Annotated in this window: 11 protein-coding genes; 7 read left to right on the forward strand and 4 right to left on the reverse strand. The window is 43.9% G+C overall.

All coding sequences use genetic code 11. The features are described 5' to 3' along the window. Positions 1-12 precede the first annotated feature (12 nt). Complete coding sequence (locus GGD38_RS36110; protein ID WP_375303960.1) at positions 13-7,299, forward strand: T9SS type B sorting domain-containing protein; 7,287 nt, start codon at positions 13-15, stop codon at positions 7,297-7,299. An 11-nt stretch (positions 7,300-7,310) separates the two neighbouring features. Continuing rightward, positions 7,311-8,336, forward strand: coding sequence for a PorP/SprF family type IX secretion system membrane protein (locus GGD38_RS36115; protein WP_375300994.1), 1,026 nt, complete (start codon positions 7,311-7,313; stop codon positions 8,334-8,336). Positions 8,337-8,342: 6 nt separating this feature from the next. On the opposite strand, the gene GGD38_RS36120 is transcribed toward GGD38_RS36115, so the two are convergent. Further along, positions 8,343-11,021 (reverse strand): hypothetical protein, encoded by a 2,679-nt coding sequence (locus tag GGD38_RS36120; RefSeq protein WP_375303961.1) that lies wholly within the window; start codon positions 11,019-11,021, stop codon positions 8,343-8,345. After that, complete coding sequence (locus GGD38_RS36125) at positions 11,018-11,944, reverse strand: GLPGLI family protein (protein ID WP_375300997.1); 927 nt, start codon at positions 11,942-11,944, stop codon at positions 11,018-11,020. The genes GGD38_RS36120 and GGD38_RS36125 overlap by 4 nt, the downstream gene beginning before the upstream one ends. A gap of 194 nt (positions 11,945-12,138) precedes the next feature. Here GGD38_RS36125 and GGD38_RS36130 point away from each other — a divergent pair, with 194 nt between their 5' ends. From GGD38_RS36130 to GGD38_RS36150, 5 genes are all read left to right on the forward strand, one after another. Beyond that, the gene (locus GGD38_RS36130) at positions 12,139-13,320 is read left to right on the forward strand and encodes a sensor histidine kinase (RefSeq protein ID WP_375300998.1); all 1,182 of its coding nucleotides are present in this window, start codon (positions 12,139-12,141) and stop codon (positions 13,318-13,320) included. Next, the gene (locus GGD38_RS36135) at positions 13,320-14,012 is read left to right on the forward strand and encodes a LytR/AlgR family response regulator transcription factor (protein ID WP_375300999.1); all 693 of its coding nucleotides are present in this window, start codon (positions 13,320-13,322) and stop codon (positions 14,010-14,012) included. The genes GGD38_RS36130 and GGD38_RS36135 overlap by 1 nt, the downstream gene beginning before the upstream one ends. Before the next feature lie 26 nt (positions 14,013-14,038). After that, positions 14,039-14,932 carry a helix-turn-helix domain-containing protein gene (locus GGD38_RS36140; protein WP_375301000.1) on the forward strand — a complete coding sequence of 298 codons (894 nt, stop codon included), beginning with the start codon at positions 14,039-14,041 and terminating at the stop codon, positions 14,930-14,932. An 84-nt stretch (positions 14,933-15,016) separates the two neighbouring features. Then, on the forward strand, positions 15,017-15,388 hold the full coding sequence (locus GGD38_RS36145; RefSeq protein WP_375301001.1) for a nuclear transport factor 2 family protein: 372 nt from the start codon (positions 15,017-15,019) through the stop codon (positions 15,386-15,388). A gap of 57 nt (positions 15,389-15,445) precedes the next feature. Then, the gene (locus GGD38_RS36150; protein WP_375301002.1) at positions 15,446-16,153 is read left to right on the forward strand and encodes an L-rhamnose mutarotase; all 708 of its coding nucleotides are present in this window, start codon (positions 15,446-15,448) and stop codon (positions 16,151-16,153) included. A 21-nt stretch (positions 16,154-16,174) separates the two neighbouring features. Here the strand turns inward: GGD38_RS36150 and GGD38_RS36155 are convergent, their stop codons facing one another. Further along, positions 16,175-16,873, reverse strand: coding sequence for a hypothetical protein (locus GGD38_RS36155; RefSeq protein WP_375301003.1), 699 nt, complete (start codon positions 16,871-16,873; stop codon positions 16,175-16,177). A 36-nt stretch (positions 16,874-16,909) separates the two neighbouring features. Further along, on the reverse strand, positions 16,910-17,110 hold the full coding sequence (locus GGD38_RS36160) for a hypothetical protein (protein WP_375301004.1): 201 nt from the start codon (positions 17,108-17,110) through the stop codon (positions 16,910-16,912). Positions 17,111-17,143 lie beyond the last annotated feature (33 nt).

Here is a 17,143-nt window from a genome sequence, read left to right on the forward strand (position 1 = left end):
AATCTCACCAGTGTGAGTGGTTGCGATTCTATTGCTACATTGGTATTAACAGTGAGCCCAACACTCACCAGTACTACCAATACCGCCATCTGTACGAACCAATTGCCATATATATGGAATGGCCAAACTATAAATGCGACTGGTACTTACACTGCTAATCTCACCAGTGTGAGTGGTTGCGATTCTATTGCTACATTGGTATTAACAGTGAGCCCAACACTCACCAGTACTACCAATACCGCCATCTGTACTAATCAGCTACCATACAGTTGGAATGGACAAACAATTAATGCACCTGGTACATACACCGCAAATCTCACCAGTGTAAGCGGTTGCGATTCTATCGCCACATTGGTATTAACAGCGACCCCAACACTCACCAGCACAACTAATACAGCCATCTGTACTAATCAATTGCCATACACCTGGAACGGACAAACCATTAACGCGGCTGGTACTTACACTGCTAATCTCACCAGTGTGAGTGGTTGCGATTCTATAGCTACATTGGTATTAACAGCGAGCCCAACACTCACCAGTACCACCAATACAGCTATCTGTACTAATCAATTGCCATACACCTGGAACGGCCAAACTATCAACGCGGCTGGTACTTACACCGCCAACTTAACCAGCGTAAGCGGTTGCGATTCTATCGCCACATTAGTTCTAGCAGTAAGTCCAACACTCACCAGCACCACCAATACAGCCATCTGTACGAACCAACTACCATACACCTGGAATGGTCAAACCATTAACGCGGCTGGTACTTACACCGCCAACCTGACCAGTGTAAGCGGTTGCGACTCTGTCGCCACATTAGTTCTGGCTGTAAACCCAACTTTAACAAGCACCACTAATACAGCCATTTGTACGAATCAGCTGCCATACACCTGGAACGGACAAACTATTAATGCTGGTGGTACTTACACTGCCAACCTGACTAGTGTAAGCGGTTGCGATTCTATTGCCACATTAGTTCTGACTGTAAGCCCAACCTTAACCAGCACTACCAATACAGCCATTTGCACGAATCAGCTGCCATACACCTGGAACGGACAAACCATTAACGCGGCTGGTACTTATACTGCTAATCTCACCAGTATGAGTGGTTGCGATTCTATTGCTACATTGGTATTAACAGTAAGCCCAACCTTAACCAGCACTACCAATACAGCCATTTGTACGAATCAGCTGCCATACACCTGGAACGGACAAACCATTAATGCGGCCGGCACTTATACTGCTAATCTCACCAGTGTGAGTGGTTGCGATTCTATTGCTAAATTGGTATTAACAGTGAGCCCAACACTCACCAGTACTACCAATACCGCCATCTGTACCAACCAACTGCCATATACCTGGAATGGTCAAACTATTAACGCGGCCGGCACTTATACCGCTAACCTGACCAGCGTAAGCGGTTGCGATTCTATTGCTACATTGGTATTAACTGTAAGCCCAGTTTTAAGCAGCACTACGAATACCGCCATCTGTACAAACCAATTGCCATACACGTGGAATGGCCAAACTATCAACGCGGCTGGTACTTACACTGCTAACTTAACAAGTATAAGCGGTTGCGATTCTATTGCTACATTAGTTCTAGCGGTAAGCCCAACCTTAACCAGCACTACCAATACAGCCATTTGTACTAATCAGCTGCCATACACCTGGAACGGACAAATCATTAACGCGGCTGGTACTTACACTGCTAATCTCACCAGTGTGAGTGGTTGCGATTCTATTGCTACATTAGTTCTAGCGGTAAGCCCAACCTTAACCAGCACTACCAATACAGCCATTTGTACTAATCAGCTGCCATACACCTGGAACGGACAAATCATTAACGCGGCTGGTACTTACACTGCTAATCTCACCAGTGTGAGTGGTTGCGATTCTATTGCTACATTAGTTCTGACTGTAAGCCCAACCTTAACCAGCACTACCAATACAGCCATTTGTACGAATCAGCTGCCATACACCTGGAACGGACAAACTATTAATGCTGGTGGTACTTACACTGCCAACCTGACTAGTGTAAGCGGTTGCGATTCTATTGCCACATTAGTTCTGACTGTAAGCCCAACCTTAACCAGCACTACCAATACAGCCATTTGCACGAATCAGCTGCCATACACCTGGAACGGACAAACCATTAATGCGGCTGGTACTTACACTGCCAACCTGACCAGCGTAAGCGGTTGCGATTCTATTGCTTCATTAGTTCTGACTGTAAGCCCAACCTTAACCAGCACTACCAATACAGCCATTTGTACGAATCAGCTGCCATACACCTGGAATGGACAAACCATTAACGCGGCTGGTACTTATACTGCTAATCTCACCAGTGTGAGTGGTTGCGATTCTATTGCTACATTGGTATTAACAGTAAGCCCAACACTCACCAGTACTACCAATACTGCGATCTGTACCAATCAACTGCCATATACTTGGAACGGCCAAACTATTAATGCAGCTGGAACTTACACCGCCAACTTAACTAGTGTGTCAGGTTGTGATTCTATTGCTACGTTGGTATTGACTGTGAGCCCAACGCTGACTAGTACTACCAATACAGCCATCTGTACCAACCAATTGCCATATACTTGGAATGGTCAAACCATTAACGCGGCTGGTACTTACACCGCCAACTTAACCAATGTATCAGGTTGTGATTCTATTGCTACGTTGGTATTAACAGTGAGCCCAACACTCACCAGTACTACCAATGCCGCTATCTGTACCAACCAATTGCCATATACTTGGAACGGCCAAACTATTAACGCGGCCGGTACTTATACCGCTAACCTGACTGCGGCCAGCGGTTGCGACTCTATTGCTACATTAGTTCTAGCGGTAAGCCCAATGATAACAAGCACAACTAATACAGCTATCTGTACCAACCAATTGCCATACACCTGGAATGGACAAACTATTAACGCAACCGGTACTTATACTGCCAACTTAACCAGTGTATCAGGTTGCGATTCTATTGCTACATTAGTTCTGACTGTAAGCCCAATGATAACAAGCACAACTAATACAGCTATCTGTACCAACCAATTGCCATACACCTGGAACGGACAAGCTATTAACGCGGCCGGTACTTATACCGCTAACCTGACTGCGACCAGTGGTTGTGATTCTGTCGCTACATTGAATTTGACTGTGAACCCAGCTGTAACCAGTACGACTAATACGGCTATCTGTACAAGCCAGCTGCCATATACCTGGAACGGTCAGACTATTAATGCTGCGGGCAATTATACCTCTAACCTGACTGCGGCCAGCGGTTGCGACTCTATTGCTACTTTAGTACTGACTGTAAGCCCAGCTGTAACCAGCACCACCAATACAGCCATCTGTACCAACCAACTACCATACACCTGGAACGGACAAACCATTAACTCTGCGGGCACTTATACCGCTAACCTGACTGCGGCCAGCGGTTGTGACTCTATTGCCACATTGGTATTAACAGTAAGCCCAACACTCACCAGTACCACCAATACGGCCATCTGTACAAATCAACTGCCATACACCTGGAACGGCCAAACTATTAATGCGGCTGGTACATACACCGCTAATCTTACTAGTGTGAGTGGTTGCGATTCTATTGCTACATTGGTATTAACAGTGAGCCCAACACTCACCAGTACCACCAATACAGCTATCTGTACTAATCAATTGCCATACACCTGGAACGGCCAAACTATAAATGCGGCTGGTACTTACACTGCCAACCTGACCAGTGTAAGCGGTTGCGACTCTATTGCCACATTGGTATTGACAGTGAGCCCAACACTCACCAGTACTACCAATACAGTCATCTGTACTAATCAGCTGCCATACACCTGGAACGGCCAAACTATAAATGCGGCTGGTACTTACACTGCCAACCTGACCAGTGTAAGCGATTGCGACTCTATTGCCACATTGGTATTGACAGTGAGCCCAACACTCACCAGTACTACCAATACAGCCATCTGTACTAACCAGCTGCCATACACCTGGAATGGTCAAACCATAAATGCAGCTGGTACTTACACCGCTAACTTAACTAGTGTAAGTGGTTGCGATTCTATCGCCACATTGGTATTAACAGCGACCCCAACACTCACCAGCACAACTAATACAGCCATCTGTACTAATCAATTGCCATATGCCTGGAATGGTCAAACCATTAACGCAGCTGGAACTTACACCGCCAACCTGACCAGCGTAAGCGGTTGCGATTCTATTGCTACATTAGTTCTGACTGTAAGCCCAACCTTAAACAGCACTACCAATACAGCCATTTGTACGAATCAGCTACCATACACCTGGAATGGCCAAACCATTAACGCGGCTGGTACTTATACTGCCAACCTGACCAGTGTAAGCGGTTGCGATTCTATTGCCACATTGGTATTAACAGTAAGTCCAACACTCACCAGTACTACCAATACGGCCATCTGTACGAATCAACTGCCATATGCCTGGAATGGTCAAACCATAAATGCAGCTGGTACTTACACCGCTAACTTAACTAGTGTAAGTGGTTGCGATTCTATCGCCACATTGGTATTAACAGCGACCCCAACACTCACCAGCACAACTAATACAGCCATCTGTACTAATCAATTGCCATATGCCTGGAACGGTCAAGCCATTAGCGCTGCCGGTACTTATACCGCTAATCTGACTGCGGCCAGTGGTTGTGATTCTATAGCTACATTGGTATTGACAGTGAGCCCAACACTCACCAGTACTACCAATACAGCCATTTGTACGAATCAGCTGCCATACACCTGGAACGGACAAACCATTAACGCGGCTGGTACTTACACTGCTAATCTCACCAGTGTGAGTGGTTGCGATTCTATTGCTACATTGGTATTAACAGTGAGTCCAACACTAACCAGCACTACGAATACCGCCATCTGTACAAACCAATTGCCATATACTTGGAACGGCCAAACTATTAACGCGGCTGGTACTTATACTGCTAATCTCACCAGTGTGAGTGGTTGCGATTCTATTGCTACATTGGTATTAACAGTAAGTCCAACTTTAACCAGCACCACCAATACAGCTATCTGTACGAACCAACTACCATATACCTGGAATGGCCAAACCATTAACGCGGCCGGTACTTACACCGCTAATCTGACAAGTATAAGCGGTTGCGATTCTATTGCTACATTGGTATTAACAGTAAGTCCAACACTCACCAGTACTACCAATACGGCCATCTGTACAAATCAACTCCCATACTTATGGAACGGACAATCCATCAATGCTGCCGGTACTTACACTGCCAACTTAACCAGTGTTAGCGGCTGTGATTCTATTGCAACCCTCATCCTTACTGTAGTAACCACTCTTACCAGCACTACCAATACAGCCATCTGTACCAACCAACTGCCATACACCTGGAACGGACAAACCATTAATGCCGCTGGTACGTATACGGCTAATCTCACCAGTGTATCGGGTTGCGATTCTATTGCGACTCTCATTCTTGATGTATCAACAACGCTCACCAGTACCATCAATACAGCCATCTGTAGCAACCAACTACCATATACCTGGAACGGGCAGTCTATCAACACTGCCGGAACTTATACGGCTAATCTTATAAGCATCAGTGGTTGCGATTCCATTGCTACATTAATTCTAACCATTAACCCTGTTTCAACAAGCACCACCAATACTACAATTTGCAGCACCCAACTACCCTATTCATGGAATGCTCAAACGATCAATACCGCCGGTACTTATACTGCCATGCTCACCAACTCCGTTGGCTGCGACTCTGTTGCAACCCTGGTATTGACGGTTAATCCGGCCGCAGTCAGTACTACCAATATCACGGTCTGCGCCAACCAGATTCCTTATACCTGGAATGGCCAGGTTATTAATTCGGCTGGCACATATACTGCTACCCTAACCAGTCAAAACGGTTGCGACTCCATTGCCACATTGATATTTATAATAGTACCAACTGTGACCAGCACTACGAATATTACCATTTGTAGCAATGAACTCCCGTATTCCTGGAACGGACAAAGTTTAGTTTCCAATGGTACATACACTGCTTTTTTGCTAAGTGCAGCCGGTTGTGATTCTATAGCTACATTAAACTTAACAGTAACATCAACACTCACCAGTACCACTAATACTACTGTTTGCGCAAACCAATTGCCATACAGCTGGAATGGTCAATCCATCAATGCAGCAGGTACTTATACTGCCAATCTTACCAGTGTCGGTGGTTGCGATTCAATAGCTACATTAATATTAACCGTTACTCCGGTATTAACCAGCACTACCAATACCACCATATGCACCAATCAGCTGCCTTATACGTGGAACGGACAGAGTATTAACGCTGCAGGAAATTACACAGCCAATCTGATCGGTGCCAGCGGTTGTGACTCCATCGCTACCCTGGTATTGACTGTGTCTGCAGCGCTTTCAAGCACAACAAATACAATAATCTGTTCAAGCCAATTGCCTTATTCCTGGAACGGACAATCTATTAATGCGGCAGGATCTTACACTGCCAATCTTAAGAGTATTAGTGGTTGTGATTCTATTGCCACACTGGTGCTGAGCGTGAATCCGGTTACAGCAAGCTCATCGAGCGTCACTATTTGTTCTGATCAGTTGCCGTATAGGTGGAACGGACAAACCATCAATTCAGCTGGTTCTTATACCGCTCATTTAACCAATGCAAATGGTTGCGACTCTATTGCTACCCTGGCATTAACAGTTGAACAAAGTTTGCAAGGGCTCCGCTATCCCGCTGTTACCACTCAAGTTAATGTTCCGGTTCAATTATCTGCAAGGAATTTAGGAATCAATTACACCTATAACTGGAACCCGGGTGTTGGTTTAAATACCTATACTATTTATAATCCAATTTTCACTTACGATAAACAAACCGAATATAGGATCACTATTACATCGAACGCCGGCTGTACCACAGTAGATACATTGCTTGTGAGAATACCGACACCTACGGCCCGAATTGAGTCTGCCATATATGTGCCTTCAGCCTGGTCGCCTAATGGAGACGGATATAACGATAAACTTACACCGCTGCCCGTAAATATTCAGGAATTGAAATACTTCAGGGTATTCAACCGCTGGGGACAACTGTTGTTCGAAACAACTATACTTAACGATGGTTGGGATGGCACATACAAAGGAGCTCCACAGGTTTCTGATACCTATACATGGACGCTGGAAGCTGTTGGCATGGATGGAAAAGTGTATAAAGAAGCCGGTAATGCAGTTTTACTACGTTAAAAGGTATGAACATGAAAACACTTAATTCATATAGTATTCTTATCGCTTTAATGATAACGGTACATGTTGCAAAAGCACAGGACCCGAATTTTTCTCAATTCTTCTCCTCGCCATTAAATATAAACCCGGCATTAACAGCCAATATCAATGCCGACTGGCGCCTTATTTCAAACCTTAGAGATCAGTGGATTGGTCCGGCCAGCCCCTACATCACCGGAACGTTGTCATTCGATACTAAACTGATCCAGAATCGAATGGAAAATGTACCGGAAGATAATTATATGGGAATTGGCGGCATGCTTATGTTCGATCATAGTATGAATGGTGTGGTGAAATGCTCGTATGGATCTTTGAATTTATCATATAGTATAAAACTTACCGAAACGGATTATTATACAGAAAGGCTGGGCATTGGTTTTGGAACAACTTATTGCAACAGGCGTATTGATTTTAGCAGGATCGATTTTGAACATCAGTTCACAGGGGTAGGATTTAACAGAAACCTTCCTACCGGAGAGTCGGGTATGAATAATATGAAATCCTATTTTTCAACAAATGCCGGCATTGTTTATACAGCCACAACTGAAAGAACAAACTTCGATCTGGGCGTAGCTGCATTTCACTTCAACAAACCCAGGCAAACGTTTTTGAAGGATGAAAATCAATTTGTGCCAATAAGAGCAGTAGTGCATGCAAATTTCGAATCTATAATTAATGATCAGGTGGTATTTAACACCAATGGTGTTTATCAGTTCCAGAAAAAGGCACAATACTTCTCCATTGGCGGCGCATTAGGTTATTATTTAGGAAGCAATGAGGCCGAAACTTTGGTAACAGGGGGTGTTTGGTATTGGTCGAAGAATGCAATAGTGCCTTATATTGGCATTTCTTATCAAAGTTTTCAGGTCGGTTTTAGCTATGATTTCACCATTTCAAAACTTAGCCAGGCAGAAAGAAAGCCCAATACATGGGAATTGTCAATGATCCTTAGGGGAGATAGAAAAGCAAATGGGTATATACCATGTCCATGGAAATAAACTGGCTCAGAGCTTAAACATCACCTTTAGCAGAACGATCCTGCCGGGAAGCGTATATGAGCTGGCCGTAAATGTATTTGCGGAAAGATTAAACGACCTGTAGACTTTTACATTCAGAATATTAACAGCACTAAGTTCGAAGCTGGTTTTCCATTTATAGGGCTTGAATTTTATTAAGCCATCGGCAAAAAAATACTTCAGGTTGGGGTTGCCTGTTCGTTGTGTAAGATAATGCTGGCCCAATAGTTTGAATTGCACATTGGTTAAGGGATTGTATTCAACCGAGGCTTGCTGTTGTAGCTGGTTGATATGATTGTCAGATGCGTCTGCCGAAGAATGACTGGTGGTTTGAATAAATGTGGTCATATAATCAAGAGCCATATGTTCTCCCACTTTAATGTTAGCGCCGAGTGAACCGGTTTTTGTGATGGTATTGTATGGCAATAACTGACCATTCTGCAATTGTATTGACCGGGTGCTTTGCCATTGCAAACTGGTGCTAAAGGTGGTCTTCAAAGCAAAGGAATATTTGCTTGCCGTGCTGCTTACAGACCATGAACCGGTAGCATTGGTATAAGGCAGCAGTATCTGTCGCTGCAAGGTATTTGTAATGATCTCTGATGCAATCTTATTCGCGGTAAAGTGGTCATAACTAATATTCAGGCTGGCAAACAACAGGAGAAGCGATTTGCGGTAACTAAAGCCTGCTGAGACTTTCTGGTTGCCTTTTTCAGTCAGTTCTGCACTGTTTGCATAAAGCGTGAGGTAGTCTTTTAAAATATAGCCCTGGTAAATGTCTTCTATGGTCCCCGGTTGATTTCGGTAATAGTATAAGAGATAAAGATGATTTTCGGCGCTAACCTGGTACTTTATTTTTAACTGCGGGTTACAATATAAACGCGTTAACTGTTTGTTCAATGTAAAGCGGCTATCGGAATATTTGATCTGCTGCAGGCTTAAAGGCAGGCTAAGACTTGCCTTTAGGATAGTTCCCGGTAGGTCATAGTCAGCTTCCGCATATATTTTCGTCCGGTTCCAGCTCAAATTATTCATGGAGCTGTCAGATACCTTATCTATCATGTTATCAAGCTGGGCTACGCTAAGGTCTGAACCTAACTTTTGAGATTGTACGCTAAATCCCACCTTGAAGCTTTGGGTGATGAGGTTAGATGGTATTTTAAGCGATACATAATTAGTAGTGAACCAGGTTGGGGTATTTACTTGCTGAATCAGTTGCGCATATGGGTTATTGCTGTTAAAAATGGTCGGTTTATAATTCCGGCCAATGGTCCTGTATTCCGGTTGGGCCGAATGAATGATATAGGAATAGGCCTGTATGATATGTTTTGACTTTAATGTTCTTATCAGGTTAAATTCATTGGAGAAGCTTTTCGGCTTATCATGAAGTACCTGTTCCACCGTAGCATTATTCGTGTTCAGGTCCGAATAATAAGCAGTCAGGTTGCCATCGATCACTAAAGCATTATTAAGATAATAATTGTCTCTGTTAATGTTCAATGTAAGCTGGGTATGCAGCAGATCGGAGCGGGAACGGTTGTGTTGGGTCTCGTAATACTCAACGGTATCGCCCGGTAAAAAAATGGTGTTTAACCGGCTGTAATTCTGCTGCTGATTGTCATGAAAATACCAGGCGTTTATCCTTAACTGTACGTCGTTACGTAATTTCAAGAGGTTATTGAGGTTGAGAAGCCCGCTTTGATTGAACAAATACCGGCTGCGCAATAAGGCCGGGTTGTTTACCGTACCCAGGGACAGCTGCGCAGCCGGCATATAGTTATCGATAAGTTGTTCGTGATTGCTTACGTTGTGGGCAACCAGTTCCTGCTTCAGGTCGAACCCGGAATTGTTGCCTTTCAGGTAATTAATGGCCTTGTAATTGTCCTTAAACATCATTGCGTTCAGGTCAACGTCATAATTGTGCGGCAGGCCCCCACCTATACTCTCCTGCCCTACCATTTGCATTTTTGCATCTTTTTTTATGGTCAGGTTCAGGGCCACATCATCGCTCATTACCTTGTTTCGCAATACTTTTACAGGCTGGTCATTTTGTATAACCTGCACCTGCTCCACAACGCCTTGCGGAATAGTGTTAGTAGCGATATTGTATTTATCATCGAGCAGGTTATCGCCATCAATATACAGGTTAGAGATCGCTTTGTTATTATAATAGATCGCTCCATCGGAACCTACCGTTATGCCCGGCAGTTTTTTTATTACATCACCTATCACCATATCCTGGGCGCCTGCAAAGGCCGACACCCTGTAGGCAAGCGTATCGCCATGTGTTCGCAAAACAGGCCGGCTGCTTTTGATCTCAACAGTCTGCAGCTGGTTTGCCGAAACGCTCAATGTAAAGTCATAGGCAAGGCGTACGTCTGTTATTGGCCGGCTCATGGCTTTGTAACCGATACTCGTTACTTTTATTATCAGTTTAGTTAAAGGCGTGTTTGCAGGGATAGGTAACGTATAAGCGCCGCCTGCATCCGCAACAGCATAACCGATAATACGATCGTTGTCGGAATTTATGAGGTTCACGCTGGCATAGGCAACAGCCTTTCCGGCATTATCCGTTACCCTACCCTTTATATTTTGCGCCTGGCCTGAAATTGAAAACAATAAGGCGATAACCAGCAGGTGCAGGACCTTTATGCTTCTTTTTGTCATTTCTCGGGCAGTTCTATGGGATTATTCATTACAGGGCCGCTATCCCCTTTAGGCGGCTTTCTCACTATAACATGATCCTGTTTAGGTCCATCGGTTCTGTTATTGGCCGCGTTAATGGCCTGAGCAAATGCTTCAGGATCTTTTTCCATGACTGCCCGTAGCTTATCGAATTCCTTTTGTGTGGTTTTGATCGCCTTAGCCGGTGGCTGAATCAAATTGTGATCAACATTCAATCCCTGCAATATGGGTGGTAGATCTTTTTCATCGGTATTGTTGCCTACCCCATGGCCTTTTGGTAGCGACGGAACTGTTTTCTCTACCCCATCAAAGGCAAACACCACTTCGTTTTTCGTATCACGGGCATCTACAATAACGCCGGGTAAGCCGTTTAATTTCCATGGGCCGGTATGCACCGGCAGATCGGGGCAGAACCATACTATGTAATCGCGGCCCTTGAAATGACTGGTGGCTTTCTGACAATGCAAACCACCAAAGGTTGCCGTGTCGTTGCTTATTGTCCAGTTTATGACGGGCATTGTTCCTTCGATCAGGTAGGCGTTAACCATCACGTAATCCTTTGTGATGATTTTCTGCTCAGCCGGATATTGAAAATATTGGGTGCGTGAACCTCCGAAACTCCGGTTGATCCCTCTTGGTTGCCCGTCCGGACTGCTGGCTACCGCCTCGGCATACGCCTTTTTAAATTGTTGATTGGCTACTATCTCATCATAGCTTTTGTAAGCGCTTGCGCTTTTTCCTACAAAAAGCACCATGTTTTCCGTGCGGGTGAGCGCCCGTTTTGTAGTGTCCATTATATGTATAAATTTATAATGCACCATCAACCACGCCGTATCGGTTTTTTGCGCTTCAGCGCCAATATATGCCGCCAATAAACTTACGGCCAATAGTAATTGCTTTTTCATGGTTCGTGTTATTTTCAACAATACTATTCCCGGGGCGCCACTTTATGAAAACTTTGGTATGAATGAGGGTTAGGGAGGCCTGAAAACCGATTATTTGTTATCGGGGATTTCAAAAACGCTTCGTTTGGTCATCAATCTGACCCATTGATCACCTTGTGTTTTGATGGTAAACCTGATCTTTTATCTTTGTCAATATGCATTCAGCCAAAAAAAGACTTTGGATAGAAATATTGCTCCATCTGATGTTTTGGGCAGGCGTTTTTTATGTGCTTACCTCAATGGACAATTCGCATATCCAGATATACGCCAGGCGACCGGGGCCCCATATTGCCAGTGATCACGTTGGTGAGGCCGGCGTCTCCGCCTACGTGTATATTATTCTGCTTTCCCTGGCCGTACTTTTTTATGGCAATGTATTTTGGGTGTTCAGGAAAGTTATCCGGTATAAAAGTGGTGTCATTCGGCTGGCCATCTGCGCCGGATGGTTTGCGGTAGTTTTTGGTGCCAACTACCTTATCGATGGCCCCTTCTTCGCCCGGGCTAACCCAGACCCCGTGCCGCCGCCCCCAAAAATGAGAGCAAGAATAGACAGCTTAATGAAGGCTCCTCATGCTGATACTGTTTTCACCCGTCCCCCTTTCAATGCCATTAGCTTCACCGTTGGTAACTGGCTGCACATGCAGCCCTATATAGCGTTTGCTTTTCTTGTTATTCAGGGTTTAGCTATCGCCTATTTCTTTCTGAAAGCATGGGCAAAAAGCGAGCTCATGCAAACCCAGCTACAGGCCAACCAGTTGAGCACCGAGATCAAGTTCCTTAAATCGCAGATCAATCCGCATTTCCTGTTCAATACGCTCAATAACCTGTTTTCGATGGCGCAAGCCAAAGAAAACGACGAGCTCGCCGACGGTATTTTAAAACTTTCCGGCATGATGCGTTATATGCTGTACGACAGCAATGAGGAAAAGGTGCCGCTTGCCAAGGAGATCGCTTATCTTGAAGAGTGCATCACGCTTAATAAATTACGTTATGCCGATGACGAAGTGTTAGTAAAGTTCGATCATCCCGGGCACACCACCGATGCAAGCATAGCACCGATGCTGTTTATACCCTTTGTAGAGAATGCTTTTAAACACGGTGTTGCCATAGGGCAAAGAGCGACAATACACATCGGCATAGTTGTTATAGAGCAAAAGCTCATCTTTGATTGTGTAAATACAGATTATAGCTTTATCAAGAAAATGGAAATGGAGATAAACGGCATCGGGCTTGAAAATGTTAAACGCAGGCTGCAGCTGGTTTATCCGGGGAAACACCAGTTAAGAATTAAGAATGAATCCGGTAAATTTATGGTTAACCTTGAAATCGATATGTAATGATAACCTGCATAGCCATAGACGACGAACCAAAAGCCCTGGAGGTGATAGAACGGTATTGTCAAAAGATAGGATCAGTAAACCTCAAGGCTACCTTTCGGGAACCACTCAAAGCGATCGAGTTTTTAAATCGCGAAAAGGTTGACCTGATCTTTCTCGATATCAATATGCCAGACATCAACGGAATGCAGCTGCTGCAAACCTTGTCGCCGCGGCCCCTCATCATTTTTACTACCGCCTACAGCCAATACGCCGTAGAAAGTTATGATCTGAACGCGGTGGATTATTTACTGAAGCCAGCGACTTTTGAGCGTTTCCTTATGGCAGTAAATAAAGCCATAACTGTATTGGCGTCAAGAAATACTGCAGCTATAAATGAAGGCGCTGCTGTATTTATTAAAAGCGGTCCGCAAACCTACCGGGTTAACGTAAACGAGATACTATACCTTGAAAAGAACGGCAATTACCTTACCGTTCATCTGAAAAACGGGACTATACTTATCCGCGAAAATATGGCTGACGTTTTTGATCTCCTTCCTGCTTCAGATTTTATCCGGGTACATAAATCATATGTGGTTGGCATCAGGCATATCAGCATGATCGAAGTTCATCAGCTTATTGTAAATGGCGAAAAGATCCCTATTGGCAGCACCTACCGCGATTCGCTCCGTGACCGGCTTGGTATCAAATAATTGTTTGTATTGTGTAATTTTACATTATGAACAAACGGGAAGATATTTCTGGCTTTTATGCACGTATCGATTATTCGGCGGCGGAAAGGATCCGGGCAGACATGCCTCATATTAATGTTTTTGAGCGGGCATCCTGCATAAAAGCAGTTCCATTTCGTCGTAGAGATTATTATAAAGTGACTTTGATATTGGGCACCGGAAGGCTTGATTATGCCAGTCAGTCTATTAATATCGATCGCCCGGCGCTCGTGTTCTCAAATCCCATGATCCCTTATAATTGGCTTCCGCATTCAACTGATCAGGAAGGATGGTTTTGTATATTCAACCAGGCTTTCGTTCAACAAAGGGATGGATTGCTTAATGATCTGCCGATGTTTCAGCTTGACACAGACAAGGTTTTTTTCCCCGATGCAGATAGTGTAAACCAAATAGCGACTTTCTTTAAAGCTATGATGAGAGAGAATAGGGAGACCTATGTTCACAAACATGATGTATTGCGAAACTACCTTCATCTAATTGTTCACCATGCGTTAAAGTTGCAGCCGAGCCGGGATTATGACCGGGACCTGAATGCTGCTGCCAGAATAGTCAGTTTATTTTTAGAGCTTTTGAACAGGCAGTTCCCTATCGATTCGCGTCAGCATGTGCTGCAACTCCGCTCTGCAAAGGATTTTGCCAAACAACTTTCACTACATACAAACCATTTGAACAAGGCGGTAAAAGACATTACCGGCAAAACAACTACCGAACACATAGCTGCGAGAATATTGTTGGAAGCCAATGATCTGCTGCGCAATACAGACTGGCCTGTTTCGGAGATCGGGTACAGCCTTGGGTTTCAGTATCCGGGCTATTTTAATAGTTTTTATAAAAAACATGCCGGCACAACGCCAAATGAACTAAGAAAGCATGCCCTTTGAATTTTAGAAGTATCCGTTTGAATAGTTTTATTGGGTCATTGTTCGGCTCACTAATTTTGTTTCCTGATTGTAAATATAAAACACATGGAAACTACAACAAACAAGACCGTGGAAAACCAGGCGATCCTTATTCCCATAAACGATTATCTTGAAGGCCGTCCTGTTAAAGACATTGAACGACTCCGGCGCGCCTTCCACCCAGATGCCTTTATTAGGGCGGTGGTGGAGGGAAAACTGGTTCAGTGGACGGTGCCGCAATATCTCGATGCAGTTGCAACGGCTGCGTTACAGGAATGCCAGCCCGAAATCCTTTCTTATAGCTGGGATGGAGACACCGCTTCAGCTCACGTACAATTGACTTTTGCCACTTTTCGGTTTATTGACCGGTTTAACCTGGTAAAATTAGACGGCAAATGGCTGCTTATGGATAAGATCTCTTATCGCCAACCGCTGTAATATATTGTTCGTGGTGATTTGCTGTGGGCGGTTTATCTTTGACCGTAAACCTGCCATATGATCACTACTTTACATAAATTAATATTTTGTTCCTTCCTGTTGGCACTGTCATGCCTTACGCAGGCTACTGTTATTGGGGCCTACCCAGGCGGTGATCGTTCACAAGCGATAGAAATAGTATATGGAGCTGCTGCACACCCCGATATCAAAAAGTTAAAAGACTTTTGCAGGAGCCTTCATATTCCCCAATCGTCGGTTTACCAATGGCAAAACCGGGCGGTCATATTTGGTCAAATACCCGATGTTCGAAATAATCTGCAACGTTTGCAGCGGCTGTTCCCCAACGCAACGGTTAAATTGTATGAAAATCCTTTTTACATCTTCAGTAGTCAGAACAACTGCAAGGATAAAATAACACAGACCGGGGAATGGGAGCATATTATACTTACCGCCAACCTGGTGTCTGATACTATAAAGCAGCGGGAGTATTTACAGTATCATGCTACGCAATTTGAACAATGGCCCGAGGTGTCGAAGGGCTTTTGCAATGCCGATTTTCAACAGTTGTTGATCTATAAAAACGGCAGGCAGTTGATGCTTGTTATCAGCATTTCCAAGGGCGCTGATTTTCAGAAACTGAATAGCAGGACCACTGAAAATAATCCACGTGTAAATGACTGGAACAAGCTGATGGCCCAATACCAGGAAGGTGTTAGCGGTACGAAGCCTGGAGAAACCTGGGTGTTTTTTGAACATGTGAAATAGGTAAGTCATAAAAAACTGATCTCAACATATCATCAACAATCTATACTGTCCGGATTTTTCTGTTGGTGCACGGTGAAGACAAGGCGGAACCTGACTTTCGGGATGATCAACTGCCAGCCTCCACAGATGGCCAATTCCTAAGCTTATTAAATGTGCATTAGGTTCAGCCTGATAGTGGAGATCAAAAAAATGTTCACTTAAGAATGTTTCAAAACCTTCTTCTGTCCCATGATATAGTTTTTTGAGTTCTTCACGTATTTCCGGAATAAGTATTTTTTGCTTGCCTTCAGAATTGGACAGTATTTCACTTGAATCGCCATAGTAAGTACATAAGAAGGTATCGGTTGGTACAGGAGACCGATCTACATGAAAGGAATAAACATCGGTTGGAAAAAACGGGTAAGTTTCATCCCGATCGTAGTTTTTGATCACATTAAGAACCGGCGATGCGCCATGGGCTTGCAATAGTTTAAAATCGTTTAAAATAATTTCACGGGCAAAATGCCCTTGTTCACTCAGTTGAAGTTCATAAAGGTCTTCCTGTTCAACTACCGTTATATTTCCACTTAGCTCTACCTTTTTTACAATCTCAGAAAAATCGCCTGTTAGGTTACGAGTCCAACAAATGGCATTAATTATTCCACTAAATGGCGTAGAAACAAGATCATGAAAATTAGTGACATATTGGATCTGATTGTCGGTATGAGGTAAATCTGTCATAATACTAAATTAAATATAAGGGGCTTTCAACGAAGATCATAAACCGGGATCAACGAAGTTTTCCAGTTCAATTTCATGCAGTTCTCCAAATTCAGCATAAATTTTTTTCCCCAATACAATTTGCGTAATATTCTCAATAGTGTCACAAACATCCTCAAATGGATTTTTGGGTTCGAATGGATATTCATCTGGTAAAACATCGTTTTCGTTTTTTGCTAACTCTGCCCACAGATACATTTGATTCTTATTTTTTTGGATAATTAGTTTTGC

This window comes from Niastella sp. OAS944 (assembly GCA_024809215.1).
In the GTDB taxonomy this organism is placed as follows: domain Bacteria; phylum Bacteroidota; class Bacteroidia; order Chitinophagales; family Chitinophagaceae; genus Niastella.

Coding starts and splice junctions, on each gene's coding strand:
- GGD38_RS36115 (WP_375300994.1), top strand. CDS start 7,311: ATGAAAACACTTAATTCATATAGTATTCTTATCGCTTTAATGATAACG.
- GGD38_RS36120 (WP_375303961.1), bottom strand. CDS start 11,021: ATGACAAAAAGAAGCATAAAGGTCCTGCACCTGCTGGTTATCGCCTTA.
- GGD38_RS36125 (WP_375300997.1), bottom strand. CDS start 11,944: ATGAAAAAGCAATTACTATTGGCCGTAAGTTTATTGGCGGCATATATT.
- GGD38_RS36130 (WP_375300998.1), top strand. CDS start 12,139: ATGCATTCAGCCAAAAAAAGACTTTGGATAGAAATATTGCTCCATCTG.
- GGD38_RS36135 (WP_375300999.1), top strand. CDS start 13,320: ATGATAACCTGCATAGCCATAGACGACGAACCAAAAGCCCTGGAGGTG.
- GGD38_RS36140 (WP_375301000.1), top strand. CDS start 14,039: ATGAACAAACGGGAAGATATTTCTGGCTTTTATGCACGTATCGATTAT.
- GGD38_RS36145 (WP_375301001.1), top strand. CDS start 15,017: ATGGAAACTACAACAAACAAGACCGTGGAAAACCAGGCGATCCTTATT.
- GGD38_RS36150 (WP_375301002.1), top strand. CDS start 15,446: ATGATCACTACTTTACATAAATTAATATTTTGTTCCTTCCTGTTGGCA.
- GGD38_RS36155 (WP_375301003.1), bottom strand. CDS start 16,873: ATGACAGATTTACCTCATACCGACAATCAGATCCAATATGTCACTAAT.
- GGD38_RS36160 (WP_375301004.1), bottom strand. CDS start 17,110: ATGTATCTGTGGGCAGAGTTAGCAAAAAACGAAAACGATGTTTTACCA.